This window comes from Butyrivibrio sp. YAB3001 (genome assembly GCF_900112195.1).
In the GTDB taxonomy this organism is placed as follows: Bacteria; Bacillota; Clostridia; order Lachnospirales; family Lachnospiraceae; genus Butyrivibrio.
On record NZ_FOKR01000027.1, the window covers coordinates 26118 to 48469 of the forward strand.

At 36.9% G+C, this 22352-nt stretch carries 17 protein-coding genes; 15 read left to right on the forward strand and 2 right to left on the reverse strand.

All coding sequences use genetic code 11. The annotated features are described in order from the left end of the window. Positions 1 to 20: 20 nt before the first annotated feature. From BM086_RS18805 to BM086_RS21115, 14 genes are all read left to right on the forward strand, one after another. On the forward strand, positions 21 to 1658 hold the full coding sequence (locus BM086_RS18805) for a polysaccharide biosynthesis C-terminal domain-containing protein (RefSeq protein WP_092331283.1): 1638 nt from the start codon (positions 21 to 23) through the stop codon (positions 1656 to 1658). Positions 1659 to 1664: 6 nt separating this feature from the next. Next, the gene (locus BM086_RS18810; RefSeq protein ID WP_092331288.1) at positions 1665 to 2900 is read left to right on the forward strand and encodes an aminoacetone oxidase family FAD-binding enzyme; all 1236 of its coding nucleotides are present in this window, start codon (positions 1665 to 1667) and stop codon (positions 2898 to 2900) included. Between the two features lie 14 nt (positions 2901 to 2914). Next, positions 2915 to 4708: an NAD(P)/FAD-dependent oxidoreductase gene (locus tag BM086_RS18815; RefSeq protein ID WP_092331293.1), complete on the forward strand. Its 1794-nt coding sequence runs from the start codon at positions 2915 to 2917 to the stop codon at positions 4706 to 4708. Then, a complete protein-coding gene (locus BM086_RS18820; RefSeq protein ID WP_092331298.1) occupies positions 4708 to 5274 on the forward strand; it encodes a 5-formyltetrahydrofolate cyclo-ligase in 567 nt (188 codons plus the stop codon). The genes BM086_RS18815 and BM086_RS18820 overlap by 1 nt, the downstream gene beginning before the upstream one ends. A 209-nt stretch (positions 5275 to 5483) precedes the next feature. Next, a complete protein-coding gene (locus BM086_RS18825; protein WP_092331303.1) occupies positions 5484 to 6854 on the forward strand; it encodes an ABC transporter substrate-binding protein in 1371 nt (456 codons plus the stop codon). Positions 6855 to 6997: 143 nt separating this feature from the next. Then, entirely contained in the window at positions 6998 to 7909 is a 912-nt protein-coding gene (locus BM086_RS18830) for a carbohydrate ABC transporter permease (RefSeq protein WP_092331308.1), read from the forward strand. Beyond that, positions 7902 to 8747: a carbohydrate ABC transporter permease gene (locus BM086_RS18835; RefSeq protein ID WP_092331313.1), complete on the forward strand. Its 846-nt coding sequence runs from the start codon at positions 7902 to 7904 to the stop codon at positions 8745 to 8747. The genes BM086_RS18830 and BM086_RS18835 overlap by 8 nt, the downstream gene beginning before the upstream one ends. Before the next feature lie 109 nt (positions 8748 to 8856). Next, a complete protein-coding gene (locus tag BM086_RS18840) occupies positions 8857 to 10764 on the forward strand; it encodes a cache domain-containing sensor histidine kinase (protein WP_175560378.1) in 1908 nt (635 codons plus the stop codon). Between the two features lie 20 nt (positions 10765 to 10784). Beyond that, positions 10785 to 12353 carry a response regulator transcription factor gene (locus tag BM086_RS18845; protein ID WP_141107793.1) on the forward strand — a complete coding sequence of 523 codons (1569 nt, stop codon included), beginning with the start codon at positions 10785 to 10787 and terminating at the stop codon, positions 12351 to 12353. A 523-nt stretch (positions 12354 to 12876) separates the two neighbouring features. Then, on the forward strand, positions 12877 to 14163 hold the full coding sequence (locus BM086_RS18850) for an RtcB family protein (RefSeq protein WP_092331326.1): 1287 nt from the start codon (positions 12877 to 12879) through the stop codon (positions 14161 to 14163). A 73-nt stretch (positions 14164 to 14236) separates the two neighbouring features. Then, positions 14237 to 14563, forward strand: coding sequence for a hypothetical protein (locus BM086_RS21515; RefSeq protein WP_141107794.1), 327 nt, complete (start codon positions 14237 to 14239; stop codon positions 14561 to 14563). Continuing rightward, positions 14503 to 15096, forward strand: a complete 594-nt coding sequence (locus tag BM086_RS18855; protein WP_092331331.1) for an ADP-ribosylglycohydrolase family protein — start codon at positions 14503 to 14505, stop codon at positions 15094 to 15096. The genes BM086_RS21515 and BM086_RS18855 overlap by 61 nt, the downstream gene beginning before the upstream one ends. Positions 15097 to 15235: 139 nt before the next feature. Beyond that, a complete protein-coding gene (locus BM086_RS18860; protein WP_092331336.1) occupies positions 15236 to 16264 on the forward strand; it encodes an NERD domain-containing protein in 1029 nt (342 codons plus the stop codon). Positions 16265 to 16295: 31 nt separating this feature from the next. Beyond that, positions 16296 to 16454, forward strand: coding sequence for a hypothetical protein (locus BM086_RS21115; RefSeq protein ID WP_175560379.1), 159 nt, complete (start codon positions 16296 to 16298; stop codon positions 16452 to 16454). Between the two features lie 63 nt (positions 16455 to 16517). Here BM086_RS21115 and BM086_RS18865 read toward each other — a convergent pair whose 3' ends face one another. Both BM086_RS18865 and BM086_RS18870 read right to left on the reverse strand, forming a co-directional pair. Beyond that, on the reverse strand, positions 16518 to 17705 hold the full coding sequence (locus tag BM086_RS18865) for a WYL domain-containing protein (RefSeq protein WP_092331341.1): 1188 nt from the start codon (positions 17703 to 17705) through the stop codon (positions 16518 to 16520). Then, positions 17702 to 19045, reverse strand: a complete 1344-nt coding sequence (locus BM086_RS18870) for a WYL domain-containing transcriptional regulator (protein WP_092331344.1) — start codon at positions 19043 to 19045, stop codon at positions 17702 to 17704. Before BM086_RS18870 ends, BM086_RS18865 begins: the two co-directional genes overlap by 4 nt. Before the next feature lie 1350 nt (positions 19046 to 20395). On the opposite strand from BM086_RS18870, the gene BM086_RS18875 reads away from it, so the two are divergent. Next, positions 20396 to 21835: an IS110 family transposase gene (locus tag BM086_RS18875; RefSeq protein WP_092321568.1), complete on the forward strand. Its 1440-nt coding sequence runs from the start codon at positions 20396 to 20398 to the stop codon at positions 21833 to 21835. Positions 21836 to 22352 lie beyond the last annotated feature (517 nt).

Below are 22352 nucleotides of genomic sequence, written 5' to 3' on the forward strand. Positions count from 1 at the left end.
CGTTGTTGGGAGATTAGCATATGAGGTATGCTGAAGAAAAAAGAATAAGACCGGATATACTGACTTCGGTTGTATATTGGGCAATTATACTTATGATGCTCTACAGCATTATTTCAGTAAGAATATTTGGAAACATGGGGGCAGGCTTTTCAGCGCTTCCACTTGCACTTTACTATGTGCTGTATATATCCTTTGTTCTTGCTGTACAGAAATCGGTATACATAATGGTGAGGTTAAGAGCCAGAAGATCCCAGTTTTTAAATGCAGAAACAAATATGCAGAAATCCATGAGAATCTTTGTTTTGGCAGGGATTGCGCTGGCAATTATAATAGCGCTTACGAGTTTTGTGTTTTCAACTAGTGTTATCGGAACAGGCAAGGTTTATTTTGAGTTTATCATCACCGCTGTGAGTCTTTTGTTTTTGTGCCCCCAGGGGGTGATAAGAGGATATCTGCAAGGACTTGGATATACGAAGCCAATCATGATAGCTGACCTTCTTGTCTCTGCTATATCTTTTGTAAGCGGTGGTGTCATTTCCATCATTCTTTTTGAATATGGTAAAAAAGTAAACAATTTGTTTCATGGTGATGAATATAGCGCGATCTATGGAGCCTCCGGCATGATGATAGGGCTCATGATCGGATCCATAGCAGGACTTATTCAGATTTTGATCAGTTTTAAATTAAGGTCAAAAGATATTGAGGAAATAGTCAAGTCAGGCGCGCCAAGATATCTGGATAATAAAAATGATGTTCTTACAGGCATCAGACCTATTCTGTATATGTATGCTTCACCAATCCTTATGTGTTTTGGCGATAATATCTTTTTTAATCTTGCACAGATAAAAAAAGATAATGCCGTTGAGATGATCTCACTTTATGGAGCATTTAACGGAAGAGTTACCTGCCTTGTAGTACTTATTTCTTTTTTGTGCTGTATACCTTTTATTAAGTCCTGGAACAGAGTAATGGCAAGGATTGAAAGAGATGAGCTTGAGGGCGCAAGAGACAGGTTCAGAAAACTTAAGCATAGCATGCTGATGCTTTTGATTCCTGTAAGCATAGGATTTTTCGTTTCTTCGGTTATAATTGAGCAAATGATATTTGGTAAAAACTCCGAATATCTTGAAGGCATTTTTCCACTGGGTTCCGTTATGATATTTCTTTTCTCTGTTGGAGTTTTTGCTTCATGGCTACTAAATCATATGGGAAAGAATATTCTGGTTGTAGTTGGAATTACGGTTTCCTGGGGTATTCATGTGATTGCTTTTATTCTATTTGTTTATGTATTGGACATGAAGATATTGGGAATGGCGCTTTCGCAGATTATAGCATTTGCTGTTTTCAGTTTTATGAGCATGTTCTTGATTTTTAAGATGCTCAAGGTAAGATATGAGTTTCTCAAAAATGCTGGTATTCCGCTGATTTCATCCGGTATAGCAGGACTTATCTTATATGCCGAGAACAGGATATTTCTAAATATAATTGGTGAAGTGCTTACCTTTGTTATCGGTGTTGTTATTTATATTGTTGTTTACATGCTGCTCATGGTGCTTTTGAGAGGCGTAAGGACGCATGAACTAAAGAACATTCCTTTAGGAGGTCTTCTTACCTCTTTCTCTGCCAAGGTTCAGCATGACAGATTTTATGAGGAATAAAACATATTGAAGAGAAAAATAGTTATTGCGGGTGGCGGAGCATCCGGAATGTGCGCTGCGATTTATGCTGCAAGAAATGGCGCCGAAGTTACTTTAATTGAAAAGAACTCGCAACTTGGGAAAAAACTATCCATGACCGGTAATGGTCGTTGTAATCTTTCAAACATGAATATGAATGAAAAGATGTACAATCCGGCTGCGGAAAAGAGGATAAAGCAGTGGCTTTCCGTTTATGGAGTCCTTGATGTTATAAATTTTTTTAAGTCACTTGGAATCGTAGTCAAAAGTGAAGATGGCTATCTTTATCCAATGTCAGGTCAGGCATCTACTGTTGTCACAGCATTTGAAAACGAATTGAAACGGCTGGGTGTTTCGGTTGTTTACAATGAACAGGTTAAGTCAGTCAAGGTTCACAAAGAAAGTGACGATGCGGAATGCTATACAGTGACTACAAATAATAACGCTTATGAGTGTGACAGGGTTATTCTTTCTACGGGCGCTTTAGCCGGCGCAAAGAGCACCATGTCTACAGGTGATGGCTATTATATCTGCAAGCAGCTGGGGCTTTCTGTGAAGGATACATTTCCGGCGCTTGTAGGTTTTAAATGTGATGAGAATGAAATCATGCCTGAAGGCGGTGTGAGATGCACTGCAGAAATATCTTTTCATCTTGGAAATGAGGTAATAGCCAGTGAATATGGCGAATTACAATTTGTAAAGGATGGTATTTCCGGGATACCTGTCATGCAGGCAAGCAGTAAAGTGGTACGTTTTTTGAGTGAAGGAAAACCTATTGTTGCTGCGGTGAATTTTTTCCCTGATCATGATGAAGGTGATTTTCTTTCTCTTGAAAAAGAGATGCTCAGACTTCGTGATGACAGGAGCCTTAAGGAATTTCTTAATGGATTTTACAATAGTAATATCAATGATATGATAATCAGGCGCATGAAGATGAGCTCTTCTATGAAAATGAAGAATATCTCTGAAAGCATGGTCCTTAGCATTTTTGATTATTACAGAAATTGCAAGATTCGTTTGAAAGAAAGTTATGGATATCAGCAGGCACAGGTTACATCCGGAGGAGTGAGCCTTGGCGATATCAGGGATGATATGACAGTCAAGGATCACAACGGAATTTTTGTTACAGGTGAACTTGCAGATGTGGATGGAAGGTGCGGCGGCTACAATCTTCAATGGGCATTTACCAGTGGAAGCATTGCAGGTACAGTCGCTTCTTTATAGATTTTGAGGTAAAAATGATAAGAATTAATCAGATAAAAATAAAGGATGGTCGTGAATTTCCCAAGACAAAAGAGGGACTTTATGCGGTTCTGAAAAAGAACTGCGGAAAAATTCTTAGGGTTTCTGATACTAACATAAAGGAAATCGAGATAATCCGTCATTCTATTGATGCAAGAAAAAAGCCTGACATCTACCATATTTACATGGTAGATGTTTCTTTGAGCGGTTTAGACGAGAATAAGGTTTTAAAAAAGTGCAAGGATAAAAATGTTAGTTTAGCTGACAGAGAAGAATACAGTTTTGAAAAGCAGGTTGATTTAAAGAAAACTTCCTCAGAAAATCTGAATTCTTCAGCAAAAAACGATAAAAATATTGTGATTGTCGGCGCAGGGCCAGCAGGTCTTTTTGCAGGACTTATGCTTGCTGAGCATGGCTATAAGCCAATTATCCTTGAAAGAGGCGCTGATGTCGACAAGAGAACTGAGATAGTAGAGAGTTTTTGGAAAAATGGAAAGCTGAATACAGCTACTAATGTTCAGTTTGGAGAAGGCGGAGCAGGAACTTTTTCAGATGGCAAGCTTAACACTATGGTCAAGGATAAGGATGGGCGTGGAAGAAAAGCTCTTAAGATTTTTGTAGAAAATGGTGCAAATGAAGATATTCTCTATGAATCCAAGCCCCATATCGGAACGGATATCCTTAGAACTGTAGTAAAAAATATACGCGAAAGAATAATTGCTGCAGGCGGTGAAGTAAGATTTTTAAGTCAGGTAACTGATATATTGCTTGATGAAGGAAATAATGTCTGCGGTGTAAAAGTAGCTTGCAGTGATGGAAGTGAAGAAAAGAACATTGATGAAGTCATATCCTGCAGCAGTGTAATATTGGCTATTGGTCATAGCGCAAGAGACACGTTCTATATGCTTAAGGATAAGAAGGTTGATATGAATCCCAAGCCTTTTGCGGTAGGATTCAGGGTTGAACATCCGCAGGAAATCATAAATCTTTCTCAATATGGTATGGCACAGAGTGATACGCTTTCGCCCGCGCCATATAAGCTTACAGCTACGACAGACGAAGGCAGAGGCGTATATTCTTTCTGTATGTGTCCAGGAGGCTTCGTTGTAAATGCTTCCTCTGAAGATGGAATGCTTGCTGTAAACGGAATGAGCTATAGTAAAAGAGATGGGAAGAACGCTAATTCTGCAATAATTATTACCGTTGATCCTAAGGATTTTGGCTCTGATGATGTTCTATCAGGTGTTGAATTCCAAAGAAAACTTGAGAAAAAAGCTTATGAACTTGGAAATGGTAAGATTCCTGTAGAATATTATGGCGACTTTAAGAAAGCTATTCAGAATACAGAATGCGATAATGAAACTGGCATAAATAATAACAATGCCGATGGCGGTAGTAGAAAAGCTTCTGAAAGTAACAGCGATTCAGATAGATATGCATCACTTTATGATGAACTTGATCAGAAAAAGAACACACCAAATATGTGCGGAGATTATGTTTTTGCAGATGTTCATACAATTCTTCCGGATGATCTGAACAGATCTTTTATTCAGGGGATGGAGAAATTCGGACGCGTAATAAAGGGCTATAACAGCGACGGAGCGCTTGTGTCCGGCGTGGAATCAAGGACTTCTTCTCCTGTAAGGATTAACAGGGACGAGAAGTGCGAGTCAGTAAACATCCACGGCCTGTATCCTTGCGGCGAAGGAGCCGGTTATGCAGGCGGTATTATGTCAGCGGCAATGGACGGAATCAAGGTTGCGGAATATGTGGCGGCAGGTCTGAGTTAATGCTAAAAGAAGAAATTAAGAAAAAAGCTTTATCTGCAAGAGATGGACTTAAACTTAACGAGCGAGCTGAATATAGCAGGATTATTTTTAACAGGCTGATAGAAGATGAGCATTATAAGAATGCTGAAAATGTCCTTGTCTATGCCTCGATGGGAAGCGAAGTTATTACAGATGAAATAATAACCTATTCTCTTAATGAAGGGAAAAAGGTCTTTTGCCCCAAGATTACAGATAAAAAGAATAGAGTTATGGAATTTGTAAACATCAATGGATTAGATGACCTGAAGGAGGGCTTCTTTGGCATCAGAGAGCCTGAGATTACAGAGAAATCGCTGATCTTTGATAATAATGTTGCCCACAATCAGGCAATAGTAATAGTTCCCGGTGTTGCGTTTGATTATGAGGGGAACAGGATTGGATATGGCGGAGGCTATTACGACCGCTTTTTATCTAAGAATATTAACTTCTATAAGGCAGCACTTTCTTTTGGTGTTCAGGTGTTTGAAGAAACACTTCCTGTAGAGCCCCATGATATAAGACTGGATGCTGTCATAACAGAAGAATGAAGGCACTGGCCTATTTGTCATATATTCCCAAGATTTATACATTTGTAGAATATTTGTAATTATAAAAATAGTATATTGAAAATTACAAAAACAATTTCGAATATTTCATTTTAATATATCCTTAACTTTTCTATACTGATTACAGTAATCAACAGTTGAGTTTCCTAAAGCAGTGAAACTCTTGTAGAGAAGGGAAGGATATTTTTATTATGAAAAAGAAAATTCTTAGTTCGCTCATGTGCATGACACTGGCAGCTTCATCTCTCATCGGATGCGGAAATGCTGCAAGCACAGAAACTCCAGCTCAGACAGATACACCTGCTGCTGAGACCACGACAGAAGAGACTAAAGCTGAAGATACTAAGACAGCAGACACAGCAAGTGATACTGCTTCAGGGGATAAGGTTACACTTAGTATCTATACACAGTATGCAGATGATGATACAAAGGTTCCTTACGATTATGCAGTTGAACAGCTTAAGGAAGCATATCCAAATGTTGAACTTAACCTTATAGTTCAGGCACAGGATGATGGACAGACACTTAAGACACTTGCAGCTACAGGTCAGCTTCCTGATATTTATCAGGCTAGTACAGATATTATCAATACTTTCCGTGAATCAAATCAGATCATGGTACTTAATGATGTAGCTAAGTCTACAGGATTCCTTGATAAGCTTTATGATGCTAACAAAGATCTTGCTTATGCTGAAGATGGAAACATTTATGCTTTTCCGTTCTCAGGTCAGGAATATGTTCTCTGGTATTACAACAAAGCTCTTTTCAAAGATAACGGACTTGAAGTTCCACAGACATATGATGATCTTCTTAAGTGCATCGAAACATTTAAGGCAAAAGATATCACACCTCTTGCACTGTTTGGACAGGAAGGCTGGAATACAGCAGCTGCTTACGATGTAATTGCTACAAGATACGCAGCAGGCGGTATCAAGGCTCTTGATGAAGGCAGCGCTAAGGTTTCTGATGAAGGATATGTTAAGGCTGCTAAGAAGCTTGAAGAACTTGTTGCTGCAGGTCTTTTCCAGAATGATGCTACAACAACTAACTACGATCAGGCTTCTGAAAAGTTCCTTTCAGGTCAGGCTGCTATGTTCATCAACGGTCAGTGGTACATTGAAGATGCTACAAAGGCTCTTGGCGATGATGTTGACTGGATGTTCTATCCTGCAGAAGACGCTGCTTCTTATGAAGCTGGTAAGTCAGCATTCTCAGGCGGCGGTTCAGCTTCAGGTTTTGCTGTAAATCCTGATTCTGCAAATGCAGCACTTGCAGCAGAAGTTGCTGAGTTTATTACAGAGAAGTACTGTGAAGCTAAGGTTATGTACAGACACAATCCACTTGTTGCTATCGATACAGGAAAAGAACCTGATTCTGAGTATCCTGCAATGATGAAGAAGCTTTCTGATACACTTCCAAGCATCACATCAACAACTAAATTTACATGGGGACTTACAAATTCAACATTCAACGATGCAATTCAGTCTGAGTCACAGGGACTTGTTTCCGGACAGTTCACAGCTGATGAGTTCGTACAGGATATTGAAGATACTATGGACTGATCCATGGTGAAATGAACACTATAGACATTAAGGATAAAATAATAATCGATTTGTTTTAGCTTTTTAGAGAAGGGGTATTGTGCGGAGTTTAGTATTTATACTATCTCCGCACAAATTATTAGAACAAAAATAGGAGACAGGCCATGAAAAAATACATGGGCAATAAGCTGGCTATTTTACTATTTGTTTTGCCGGCGCTTGCTATTTTCATAACATTTGACTTTGTTCCGATCATTCAGGTTTTTGCATATAGTTTTACAGATTGGAACGGACTTACAACACCGAATTTTACAGGACTTAAGAACTATATAGACCTGTTCACTGATAGAGTTTTTGCTACATCTAACCGAAATCAGATAATATTTGCGATTGTGATAACTGTTTACCAGATGCTCTTTGCAACAATCTTTGCAATCACAATTTCTGATAAAAAAATGAAGGGAAGAAAGTTCCTTAGAGTTGCGTACTTTATCCCTGTTATTCTTTCCGTAACTGTTGTTTGCCAGTTATGGAGCGCAATACTTAGCGGAGAGGGACTTCTTAATAAGATTTTCGAAGTGGCAGGTTCTGATTTCAAACAGAACTGGCTTGGCGACAGATATAAGGCTATCTACGTTATCGCATTTGTAAATGCATGGCAGTGGATGGGATATCAGTTTGCTCTTATCGTTGCGGGAATCAAATCAATTCCGTCTGACTATTATGAGGCAGCAAGAATTGATGGCTGCTCAAATGTTAAAGCTCATATGAAGATAACTATTCCTCTTTTGGCTGAAACCTACAAGTTCTGCCTTATTATCTCTCTGACAGGTGGTATCAAGGCATTCACTGAGATGAACATCCTGACAGGCGGTGGACCAAACAAGTCCACTTTCACACTGACCTATATGATGTACAATGCAGCATTTAAGAAGTCTGATTATGGCTACGGTCTAGCAGCTGCATCAGTAATGGTTCTTGAATGTATGCTTGTAATGCTGGTCATTAACTTTATTTTCAGAGATAAGGATCAGAAGAAAGAAGAAGAGAAGGCAAGGAGGAAGCGCAATGCATAACGAAGGAAAAAAACCTGTACTTCATTATATATTTGTTGTGTTTTGCTGGATTTATGCAGCGTTTTCATTATATCCGCTGATATGGATGCTGTTTTATTCCTTTAAAACAAATCAGGAAATATTTGTAACAAATCCATTTGGTTTTCCATGGCCGTTACATTATGAAAACTATATAACTGCATGGACCAAATATAATGTACCACTATATTTTGTAAACAGTTTGCTTGTTTCAATCGGAACAGTTGCGATAACTATATTTTGCGCATTGCTGTTTTCTTATGCGACAAGCCGTATGGTATGGAAGCTTAGAACATTTACACGACTGTTTCTTGGACTTGGAATGTTTATTCCGGTTCAGGCTATCATGATTCCGGTAGTTAAGATCGTACAGGGCTTTGGCCTTATGGGAACAAGGTGGTCACTTATTTTCCCATATATAGCAATTAATCTTGCATTTGCCTGCATGGTATATTATGGATTCTTTAAGGGAATTCCTATGGAACTTGAGGAAGCAGCCTGCATGGACGGCGCAAATATCTACCAGACATTCTTCATGATAATTGAGCCATTGGTTCGTCCGGCGACAGTTACTCTTGTTATCTATATTTTCCTTAATGCCTGGAATGAATTCATTCTTGCAAATGTAGTTGTTGGTAGTATTCCTGCATTAAAAACACTTCCTCTTGGAGTATTGTTCTTCCAGGGAGAATTTACAACTGACTGGGGCGGCATGGGGGCAACAATGGTAATTGCTTCTTTCCCTGCAATAATAGTTTACTCAATCTTCTCAGAACAGGTTGAAAGTGCCATGACAATCGGCGGCGCTGTTAAGGGATGATGATTATAAGGAAATGTACATTCTGTAAAAGGAGTGGCATTTCCTTTTTTATTAAATCAACAGGAAACTCTCAGTGCAACATTAGTTTTTACATGGTAAAATGAATAGTATGAAGAAGATTGATTTTAAGAAAATGACACTTAAGGACATGGAGGAATATAGTTCTGACAGGCATCTTTCCGGCAAAGAAAGAGCAAGGAACATGTCCATCAAATATAAACTTGCATCCATTACCATATTTGTGGCACTGATTCCTATGACAGTGCTTACTATTTTGATGCTCTTTTTTTACAATAGGGCAATCATGCAAAGAGCAGATAAACAGATAGAAGAAAATATCAGGATAATGTCTGACAGACTTTCATCTGTCCTTCAAAACGGTGAACTGTGTTCCAATAACCTTACTATTGAGTTTAGTTCTTTCTACAATGACAGAACCATGAAGCAGGTAACAAGGGAAAATCGTATAATAAGCCAGTTATCCCAGTCACTGCTGATTTATGATGGAATTTCGTCTATAGTTTATGTTGAAAACAGCGGAAGAATGTTTTCTACAGATCCTGCGCTTTATGAGATTGCACAGGATGTAAGGGATTCTGAATACATAAAGGAATTGTCTGATAAGGGCGGCAAGACAATCATGATGAATCCTGTAAACAATCCAATGGACAGGGAAGATAAAGAGATAATCACCATGGGGAAGCATGTGATAAATATCGTAAGCGGCTCTCCCATAGGTTATATCTTTATAAATATGGATAAAAACTATCTCATCGAATCTTCACAGAGTGAGATCAGTTACTATTTTCTCTACGATAATGACGGAAATATCATTACTGAGACAGAGAAAAAAGATAGCATTTTTACAGATGAGATTTTTATTAAAAATCTTTTTGACAGCAGCGAAAAGCTTATAAAATATAATAAAGAAGCGTATCTTCTTGCACGGGATGAGATAAAGAACTATAAGTGGACTGTGGTTGGAATAACAAACTTAAACAAGTTTAATGTTACAGGTAAAGACCTTGGGGTTATACTTATCACAACCTGCGGGATTACAGCGGTTTTGCTAATTGTGTCTGTTGTCTTTTCTGCAAATTTCGTTACAAGACCGCTGAAAGTATTGCATGATGGCGCACAAAAGATCGCTGAGGGCGATATGAGCTTCAGGTTCAGGTTTAAGTCCAAGGATGAGATTGGAAGACTGGGCAGAATCTTCAACTATATGACTCAGAGAAACTATGAACTATTAAAACAGGTTGATGATGAAGCCAAGAAAAAGAGAGAGTACGAACTTGCGCTTATTCAGGAGCAGGTAAAGCCGCATTTTCTTTATAATACTCTTGATATAATCATAATGCTCATTGAGATGAACCGAAGCAAAGAGGCTGCCAGGGTGACGCAGAAGCTGGCAAATTATTACAAGAATTCTTTGTCAGGAAGCGAAGAGATTGTGACTATAGAACGTGAGATTCAGATAATCAGGGATTATCTCGACCTTCAGACCATGCGATATGGTGATAAATTCAGCTATGAGATTGATGTGGACGAAAAAGCAATGAATTCACTGATACCCAAGATGACTCTGCAGCCCCTTGTTGAGAATGCAATTTATCATGGAATAAAGAACAAGCCTGTCTGGGGGAAAATCACTATTTCAGGGCAGATTTCTTTTGATAATAATGATGAATCTATGGGGGAAACTAATGATCATGATGAATCATCAGGCAGAGGATATGTGAGATTATCAGTCTCTGATGATGGCATTGGAATGAATGCAGAGGAACTACAAAGGCTTAATACCTTACTTTCTGTGGATGATATTTTTGACAGTGATGAAAAAGAAAAAGCCAGAGAAGCAAAGATAACAGATCATGATTCCATAAAGGGCGGAAGTCATTTTGGACTTTATAGCGTTGCCAAGAGAATAAAGCTGTACTTTGGAAAAGAATATGGCGCAAAGATAGAAAGCGTTGAAAATGAAGGAACTACGGTGACTGTTATAGTTCCGTTTTAAATGAAATTGGAGAATTAACCGTGATACGAATAATGATTGTTGATGATATGCCGATATTTCTTGAATATTTAAGAGGCTGCATAGATTGGAATTCTTATGGATTTGAGATATGTTGTGAGGCTCATGATGGGAAAGAGGCATTGGAAAAATTAGATGAATACTATCCCGATGTTGTTTTGACGGATATCACAATGCCCTATCTAAACGGCCTTGAACTTGCGGAAAAGATCACAAAGGATTATCCGGATATTTCAGTTATTCTTATCACCGGAAATAATGAATTTGAGTATGCAAGACAGGCTGTTAAGATCGGAGTCTGCGATTATATTGTAAAACCTTTTGAAAAAGAAGAACTGATCCTTAGTCTGTTAAAGCTTCAGGACAATATTGGCAAAGCTGTTGAGAGCACGGAAGACAAAAAAGAAATGAACTATGATGAGCTCAGGGCTCTTATCTATGCTGGTGTTTCTGATGATGAGCAGGCAGGTAAGCTTGAGAAGACCATCTTTGGAAATGTTGATGCACAGGGCGGGTATCTTGTTTCGCTCCTTAGATTTGATGCAGATGCTTTTCTGGGAAAAGATACAGATGCCAGAGAAAAGCTCATGAACTGGGAGAAGCTTATTGCCAGGATGCTTGCTGACAGACTGGATATTCAGGGCAAATTTAGGATTTTCCACGATTTTGAAAATAACATCGTTGTCCTTATGAGATTTGACAGAGAAAGCGACCTGGATAGTTATAAAGGATATGAATTATCGGATCTGATCCAGATTATTAAGAGTCAGCTGTCTATTGGAAGTTCAATTGCTATTTCAAAAGCGCTTTCTTTTCGCGAAGTCAAAAATGCCTATGAGAGATGCCTTAGCTTTTTGAATTCCAAGGGCTATGGACAGCTATGGGATATCAGAAATAATAGAGAGGAAGTGAATTTTTCTTCCCTTGAGGCGATTATAAGGCTTAATAAAGATATCGAGTCTTTAAAAGCTGATGATGCTGAAAAAGTGCTTACTGCGTTATGGGATAAACTTCATACAGACAGAAAAGAAAACGAAAAAGTTTCTTTTACCGACATGAACCTGCTTACAAGCGCCATTAGCATACTCATGACAAATATTATAAATTCGGGCTTTTCCATAGAAAAGATCTACGGCGATGGCTTTTTACCTGAAAAATTTATGTCAGAAGCTGGCAATTCAGATCAGATGCTAAAGAATGTCATATATCTTTATAGAAAGCGAATCGAATTTGAGAAAAATAAGTCTGATTCCAAAACTCACAATGTCGCCCAGGCAGCCAAAGAGTATATCGAAAAAAACTACGAAAATGCCAGCCTTTCCATCTCTGATATTTCGGAAACTCTTTGTGTTAATCAGACCTATCTTCGAAAAATGTTCAAAAGTGAAATGAACATGACACTGACCGAATATATAACTCAGTTCAGAATGCAGAAAGCAAAACATCTTCTTACAACTACTGACGAGAAACTATCTGTCATTGCTGAAAATGTCGGGTATAGCGATGTAAGCTATTTTTCAAATGTGTTTAAGAAGTTTTATGGTCAGTCACCCAGAAGTATGAGCAGGTGAAAAATATTTTTTACCTGGACAATATTTGTCATTTAATTGTGGTATACTTCTATTCGTAACAAAGAATTCAAGTTGCTCAATAGAGCTGAAAGGAGGGCAATCATGAAACACATGATGACTAACGTAACTAAAAATATGAATATAAACAGAGGCATGGTTGTCCGCCGTCTATTATTCTGATTAGTGAATTGATCATTTTTTCCATGAATAAAATAATGGTAGGACATATGTAAGCCTCTGAGAATTTGAGAGGTTTTATTTTGATATCAATAAGCGGTAAAAGATACTGTGGAAATCAGTAAAGTCCTTAAGCCTGTTTATAATTACAAGGGCGGAAATAAGTGAATGATATATCAGATATAGGTGTGACTACCTATATCTGAATTTTTCTAAATGGACAAAGTGTGTCTATGCAAAAGGGTATAATTAGTATATAGGGATGGAGTTTAAGCAATTGTAACGAAGCTTTTTTTAGTGCATGGTGAGCAAGGTCTTTGAAATCTTGCTCAAATTTGGAGGTTATATGCAGATAGTTACAGGGAAGTATAATAGCGCAAAAATATTCATAGATAAGTGTGAAGATACTTGTATTGAGCAGATAAGAAATTTGCTTGATCAGGAACCTTTCCACGATGCAAAGGTTCGTATAATGCCGGACTGTCACGCAGGAAAAAGCTGCGTTATCGGTTTTACCGCAGACCTTGGCGATAAGATAATTCCAAACATTGTTGGCGTAGACATTGGCTGTGGCATGCTTACAGTGGAACTGGGAAAAATAGATATCGATTATGCCAGATTGGATGAAGTAATAAGGAAGTATGTTCCATCCGGAAGAGAAGTCAATGAAGGCAGACTCATGAGATTTCCCAAGATACAGGAGATGAAGTGCTATAGAGACCTTGAAGATACAAGAAAGATGGAGAGAGCTATCGGTTCCCTTGGCGGTGGTAATCATTTTATAGAAATTGATGTAGACGATGAAGAAAATAAGTATCTTGTAATCCATACCGGTAGCAGACAACTTGGAATTCAAGTCTGTGATATTTATCAAAAGCAGGCAATCGGCATACATACCGGCAAGGAAGCACTCTGGGATGAAGAAGAACGTATAAAGAAAGAGTATAAGGCCGCAGGACGAAGAGCAGAAATACATGATGTCCTGATGGAGCTTCATAGAAATTTCAGGCAGACTGCGCCTGATGTTCCTGTTGATCTGTGCTTTCTTACCGGCAAGTACAGTCAGAATTATCTTTATGATATGAAAATCTGTCAGGAATTTGCCGATGAGAACAGGCACATGATTGCAAGACAGATTATGGAACACTATGGACTGGAACCTATAAGTGAATTTACAACAGTTCATAATTACATTGACCATGATTCAAATATTATCCGTAAGGGCGCGGTTTCAGCTAAGAAGGGCGAAAAGCTACTGATACCAATAAATATGCGAGACGGATCTCTTCTTTGCATAGGAAAAGGAAACGATGACTGGAATCAGTCTGCCCCTCATGGAGCCGGAAGACTCTTTTCAAGGACAGAAGCATTTAACAGATTCACAGTAGAAGAGTTTGAAAAGACAATGAAAGATGCAGGAATCTTTACAACCTGCGTTAATCATTCCACCCTCGATGAAAGTCCCTTTGCATATAAGGGAATGGATGACATTGTTAGCAATATTTCCCTAACAGCAGACATTGTTAAGGTAATAAAGCCTGTTTACAATTTTAAGGCTAATAGTACAACAGTTAAAAAGACAGAAAGACAACTGCAGAAGGAAGCAGGAAATGATTTGGAAGAAAATGGTTAAGTTAAAAAACTAATAGATTCCAATAAATGCAGTTTTAAGTATTTAGTTCATCAGAAAATGAGGAGAGAAAATATTGATTGGTGCAATAATAGGTGATATGGTCGGCAGCTTGTACGAATTTGACAACATCAAGGATAAAAGATTCTTTTTCCTTAAGAAGTACAGCTTGCCTACAGATGACAGTATAATGACGATTGCTATTTCCAAAGCACTTTATGATTTTGCCGGAACACCTATCGATACTCAGGAAAAGGAAGAAGAACTATATAAAGCATGTGAAAAATCCATGGTTTTATATGGAAAAAAATTCCCTGATGTGGGCATGGAGGAGGATTCAGGATGTGGCTTAAGAATCCGGTTAGATGTCCATATGAAAGTTATGGTAATGGCTCTGCAATGAGAGTTTCTTCTGTTGGGTGGCTCTGTGATTCACTTGAAGATACTCTTAAAGTTGCAAAAATCACAGCTCTTCCAACTCACAATCATCCGGAGGGCATAAAAGGCGCGCAGGCTATTGCTGCAGGAATATTCCTTCTAAGGACTGGGCATACCAAAGATGAAGTGAAAAAATATATTTCATATACCTTTGGTTATGATCTTGATAGAAAGCTTGACGATATTCGTCCAACATACACGTTTCATGTTTCATGCCAGAAGTCCGTTCCCGAGGCAATTATCGCTTTCTTTAAAGGAACATCATATGAAGATGTTATTCGCAATGCAGTTTCACTTGGCGGCGATAGCGACACAATTGCCTGCATAGCAGGAGCACTTGCGGAAGTCATCTATCCAATTCCCGTAGAAATACGTGAAAGCGCAGCTGAGAATATTAGAAGCTTTCATTTGCTACATGAAAGTGATCTTGTTTACTATAATAAAGTTGTTTTGCCTAAGAAGAATAAGGATTTTGGTGAGCAGGGATTTAGGATTTGAGTTTGAAAATTATGCGCTATATGAAGGAATTTGAAGATCTGCATATTCCATTTGAAGCAGGTGTACACTTTCAATGAATTGGAACGTGTTAATCTTACATCAGCAATAAAACACATATGAGAGAAAGGAGACAAATGATATGGATAATATTGCAAGTAAGAGAAAGATGCAGATTTTAAAGGACTTCAAAGATTCAAAAATTATGACTGATGCTGAATATTCAAGAACAGAGGTTGTACCAGAGCTATTGAAATTTCAGAACATGATAGTTTCTAAGGTTTTTGAAGAAAATCATGGAGAAAATTTAAGAATTTCAGATGTGAAAGCTCATATTAATTCAATTGCTGAGGATAAAGGTATCATTAGTGATGAAAAGGTTCAAGAATTTAATGCTTTGACTGATGAACTAAGCAAATTGATTGCATGTGAGATTTCGGGAATTGCCGGCGAAAAAAAGATGCAACATAATCTTGATATGATTCAAGTGAAAAATGAACATCTTGCTAATATTGAGCTGAGAAAAGACGAATACATTTCTGAATGTGATGGAATAGTTGTTACTTCTAAAGCTATTTTTTTATTGGAGGCGAAGTATTCAATATGTGATATGTCCATAACAACAGAAGGAAACTATTGTAGAGCTGACAATGAGGAAGTTGTTTTATGCAATATTGGAGATAAAGTGAATGAGAAGGATTATCTTATTCGTGATGTTTTGAAGAACAATGGATTTTTAAAGGGTATAAAAATCTATAATATTGTCGTAAATGCAAACAACAATACTAAGCTCTACAATCATTATGGAAGGTATTTAAAAACATGTTTTTGCAATCAAATACATTACATCATTGAAGACTTTCAGGGAGATGATATATATACAGAAGACGATATTAGATTTATCACGAATAGATTATTGGAAGCAAGTGAGGTAAAAAAATATCCGATTGATTTTGATTTTGAGAGGTATAAAAATGTTTTTACAGATGTATTGGTAATGACAGAAAGTGAATCCGATGAAAATCAAGATGATGATGCTTCTGATATTGAGGTCCTTGATTGGAAGCGCTTGGGGAAAGATGCATTAATTTTGGCAGCTTTTACTGCATTGGGAGTAATGACGGCGATTGCTAAACATGGTGGAAAGTGCATGAAGACTGGAACCCTTTAACAATTGACCATACAAAAAGGAGGAATTTACTATGAAATTCTTAAATAAAAATAAGACGGGATTTATCGATTCTGTATCAGATAATATGAGAAATGTAAAACAAATCAGGATTTCTGAACCGTCTGAAAGCAAATCATTTGTTTTGAAAACTGGGATTGTATTCCAAGATAATATCAAACCAAAGAAATGATATTGCACACGCGTATATTACGCAGTAACAATTAGGTACTAATATGGATTGAAAGGCTTGAACTCAATGTTCAAGCCTTTCAATTTTTGCTTTCAAATCTTTTATGATTTCATCTTGGAGCGATTTGGGCTGGATAACGATAGCGGAGCTACCAAATGAATTCAGCCACAGTCTAAAACTGCTTTTACCATATATAGTGTCTTTGTAATATAAATAACCGTCTTTTTCCTCAAGTATTCCATTAGTATGTATATCATCGATTGCCATATGGACTTTTTTCCATACTCGGTAGTGATCACTAAATCGTACAATTATTTCGAGCGGTGGTTCATCAAAACAATTGCCCCAAACATTAGGGGAAAGATCCTCTATTTTTTTTGTTAACTGTTCAAATTGTTCGTCAGATATATGGATGTCCTTGACTAATTTAATTTCTTTTATGTTTTCCAATCTGATAGATACAATAGTAAAATTGTCATTTTTGAAAATTGTTTTAAGTGCTGATTCTTTATTGGGAGTAAAGCCAATTATCGAATACTGATTATTATCGGAATTATAACTAATCTTTATTGGAATTACTTTTTCAGTCTTTAAGTTTTCCGGGTTACGAACTGAAAGACGGGATATTTTTAATAATTTCCGATTTTCGATAGCGTTCTGAGTTTGTGCTATAAAATCAAGAGCCTCGTTGCTTCTGATAAAATCATCATTATCATATTGATAACTGTTTTTTACATAAAAAAGTTCCTTATAGGGATTAGATAATATTGAAAGATCAGGTTCTTTTTTGGAGAGTTCTGTGAATAGCAAGTGTTCTCCGTATGTCATTGGAATATAAAAACATGAAGAATAATCTTTCTGTATATAGAGATTTATATGATCAAAACGCCCGGATTTAATGATATTTTTAAATTCCTTTTTATTGCTAGTATTTATTCCTTCATTTTTACAGTATTCAATTAGTGTAATACATTCATCATTAGATATGTCAGAATCAACACAAAAATTAGTCCATTCTGAGAATGGGCTGACATTTTTTGAACGTATATTGTCAGATGATAGTATTTCATCTGTGATTTCAGACATTTTTACAGACCATGCTAATATTTCAGCAAAATCGTTTCTTACTAGTTGGATTGGTAAGTGCAATAAATCATGTAATGAAGATATGCAGACGGGGGATGAGTAAATGTTTTTGTCTAGATATGTAATATATTGTTGTAATCTAAGTAAAGGCAATTTATAGTTCATTTATTTAATTCCTCATATTGCAATAGTTGTTTTCGCGCAGATTCTAATATCCTATTTTTTATTTCTGGAGGGGATATGCTTTTAACTCCAGTTGCAAAGGATCTAAGGAATCTTTCAAAATTTGGGCTGTCAGGAATAATATCTTTTAGTGTTATATCTGTATCATAAGTAATATCTGCGCTTGGACGGTTATTTTTATATGCATTTAAACGTCTTTTTATATCGGGTCTATTATCGAAATGAATTTCAACTTCTATTTTTTTAGAAGATGATGATTGTGGAGAAGAAATTCCTACATTTGCTGCAAGAGAATCAATATAACGTTGGTATTTGATTTTATTATCATCTTCTGTTATTTCAATGGCCTTAATCTTAGACATATTTAGAATTATTTCTACACCCTGTGCTTTTCCATATAAATAAAACGAATCTTCTTCCATATAGTAGACTATAATTCCTAATGAAAATAATAGTTCAGTTGTCCTATTTGAATCTATGACATATTCGATTTTGAGTCTTTTTTTTCTATAGTTGTCATGGATAAGGAGCTTACTTAATGTTTCTATTGATTCTGCATATTTTTTTCGATTCAATCCATTTCGTAGAAAAATACTTGGCTTACTTGAATTATTATCGTCGAAATATTCTACATATGGAGCGAGGCGAGATAATAAACCACTTACATGGTCATGTGCAAGAGTTCCCTCTGATATGTTTTCTAGTTTGGCTATTAAATTATCGATATCATTAGAAGTAATCTTGTGGAAGATTACAGTATTATTATCGGCTAAGCTATAGTAAGCATACTTTTTATCTTTTTTTATATATTTGTTTTTTATTAGCGAATTTAATAATTTATAGTAAGTGACAACACCAACATCTAATGGATATTGTATGATCTTTTCTTCATCATTTTCTTCATGTATTGTAGAAGTAGAATCTTCTCCCTGATTATTTTTAGGTAGTGCAATTTCTTCATTCTTTTGTTTGCGTTTTTCAGGGCAAAATAAAATAAGCTTTAAAAGTTTTGAGTCTTTTATCCGATCAGAACTTTTTATTATTTCTAATATTACATTTTTTCTTAATATGTCATAATCGATGGAAGTGTATTGGAGCATTTCTGCGTCGTTAGAAATAATGTGATATTTGTTGAGATTTTTTTTTGATGGTTTATCTATTACATATCCCATGTTTTCAATCTCTTTTATATATTTGTATATAGACTGACGTTTCATACCTACTTTAGAACACAACTCATCACAAGAAGTCCCATTTGGCTGGTTCATTAAATCAATTATTCGATTGATATCTTCTTTTGTGTCTGCATGGCTTTTTCGCATATATATACCTCCAAATGTATTTTTATTATATCAATAAAATATGAATAATAGATTAAAAAATGATAAATAATAAACTAAAACAAGTTAACGTCCCCTTGGGCACAATGGAAACATTTTAAACAACAACGAATGTGTACACTTTGAATGAAATAAGGGGTTGTACACTAAAATTATACAAAGAACAAAATTAAATTTAAGATGGTGGAAAATGTTAGAAATGCTGTTAAAGAATTATCAACAAGATATATACTGTACGTTTTAGATAAAACATATGGTGGTAATTTAATGGCAAATATAAGTAGTTATGGCATAGTGTACATTTTGGATGAAATGCAGCGTGATAATCTAGCATTAACAAAAGAACATAGTTAAAGACAAAGGAGGGAATCCATATGAAAAAAAACTTCTGCCAACAATTATAGGACTAATAGTACAGGGAATCGTAGTAGAGCTGATCAAGAATAAGTAATACACCTATTTGTCAGTGAATAAGTAATAAAAATGGCAAATATAAGTAGTAATGACTGGTGTACATTTTGGATGAAATGCAGCGTGATAATCTAGCAGTAACAAGAAAACATAGTAAAAAACAAAGGAGGGAATGCATATGAAAAAACTTCTGCCAACAATTATAGGACTAATAGTACAGGAAATCGTAGTAGAGCTGATCAAGGAAAAATAATATAACTATTTGTCAGTGAAAAGGTAGTAAAAATGGCAAATATAAGTAGTAATGACTGGTGTACATTTTGGATGAAATGCAGCGTGATAATCTAGCATTAACAAAAGAACATAGTTAAAGACAAAGGTGGGAATCAATATGAAAAAACTTCTGCCAACAATTATAGGACTAATAATACAGGGAATCGTAGTAGAACTGATCAAGAATAGTAATACACCTATTTGTCAGTGAATAAGTAATAAAAATGGCAAATATAAGTAGTAGTAATGACTGGTGTACATTTTGGATGAAATGCAGCGTGATAATCTAGCAGTAACAAGAAAACATAGTAAAAAACAAAGGAGGGAATCCATATGAAAAAACTTCTGCCAACAATTATAGGACTAATAGTACAGGGAATCGTGGTAGAGCTGATAAAGGAAAAATAATAAAACTATTTGTCAGTGAAAAGGTAGTAAAAATGGCAAATATAAGTAGTAATGACTGGTGTACATTTTGGATGAAATGCAGCGTGGTAATCTAACAATAACAAGAGAACATAGTTAAAAACAAAGGAGCTTCCTGTAAGATATAAACAGGGGTTGACCTAAAAAGAATACCTCAAGTAAAGTTGGATTGTTACTGACCTGGCAGTTGGTAATAATCCAAGAATACGAGAGGTATCTAACATGAATGCTAAGGCAAAGAACAACAAAAATCAAGTAAGCAACAACTTTTCGGTGATAAATACTTTATCTGCCGAAGAAAGACAAACCAGAGTGGATGATCTCTTAAATACATTGCAGGCTAAGACCTGGCATGATCTGGAGACATCAGGAAAGTTTGATAAGAATGCCAAGCTCTCATTTATATCAGATGACATGCTTATAGTTGGATGCGATATAGGCAGTGAAACCCACTATCTGAGGGCTATAGATAGAAAAGGCAGAGAACTCAGCAGAAAGCCATTCTCTTTCCTTAACAACGAGGAAGGATTTGAAGCCGCAAAAGCTTGGATGGTAGACCTTGCTGCAGTAAATGGTAAGGAACAGATAGTACTTGGACTTGAACCTACAGGTCATTACTGGTTTTGCGTGGCAACATGGCTGATAAGCAATGGTATCAGTGTGGTGCAGGTAAATCCATATGCAGTAAAACAGACAAAAGAAATCGAGGATAACAGCCAGCTTAAGGATGACAGAAAAGATCCCAAGGTCATTGCAAACCTTGTTATGAACGGAAACTACGGTATGCCATATCTTCCGGAGGGCATCTACGCTGATCTGCGTAGTCTCTCACTTCTAAGGAGCCAGCTTGCTGAGAACAGGATCCGCAGCATAAACAGGTTACACAGGCTGATGAAGATTTACTTCCCTGAATATAAGGACGCATTTGGGAAAACAGATGGCAGCTTTGCAATGGAGATACTTAAGGTTGCACCGTTTCCAGAAGATATAATCAGGCTGGGTGAAGATGGAATCAGAGATATATGGCACAAGGCTAAGCTTAGAGGACGCGGCTATAGCAGGGCTGCTGAGATTTTCAGGTATGCCTGCGTAAGCATAGGCAAGAAAGAAGGATCAGAGCCGGACAGATATTCAGTAAAGTGTCATGTTGAAGATATCATCTCATTGGATGAGAGGCTTGCGACAGTTGAAGCTGCAATCAATGAAAAATGTATGGAAATACCCCATGCAGAGAACATCCTTGAAATATCAGGACTTGGACAGAACATAGTGGCTGGAATCATATCTTCAATGGGAGACATTGAAAGATTTGATGATGCAAAGGAAATACAGAAACTCAGCGGATTAAATCTTGTAGCCAACAGTTCAGGCAAGCATAATGGCGAAACAAAGATAAGCCATAGAGGACGCAAAGAACTGCGAACCTGGCTGTTTCAGGGAGCTAAATCGGTAGTGGCTCATGCTCCAGAATTCCAGTATATACATGAGTATTACACTACCAGAGCGAAAAATCCACTAAAGAAGATGCAGTCGTTGATAGTTATAGCATGTAAGCTTCTTAGGATCATATTTACAATCCTGAAGAAGGGAATCACCTACGATCCACAGAAGATGCTTAATGATATCAAGAGATTTGAAGAAGCAGAAATAGTGGCTGCATAAGTAAGAATTATATTCCGGAATCCTGCCGAGCTACCGAAACTTATCGGTGGTTGGTCAGGATTCCGGAGAGGAATCCAGTAACAGCAGGAGCGAGTCTTCTGCATAACATAGCTACCAACTTACAACAGGATGGATTGCGTCCACCGACTTATCGGTACCATTCAAAGCGTAGATTGGTCAGTAAAGGACAACAAACAAGAGCTGTAGCTGGCGGTGGTTTTATCCCTAGGGCATGACCCTGTGTAGGAGCTTTGCTGGCACTTGGTGTATGAATTGGCTGGACGAAGGAAGTTGGGACACGATCCCTTTAGACACGGAAGGTTAGCCATCATAGTTAATCAAAGGAAAAAAGGCCTTTATAGAGCAAACAAGAGGATGCTTTATTAGTGCTACCTTAAATCAGCTATTCAGTACAGGATACTATGACAATTCATCACCTTTGGCTCCTGTTTTGAGGAAAAACAAAATCGTCAAAGCCAGTAAAAATCGTATTTTCAGGCTTGACAGAATAGGAAGG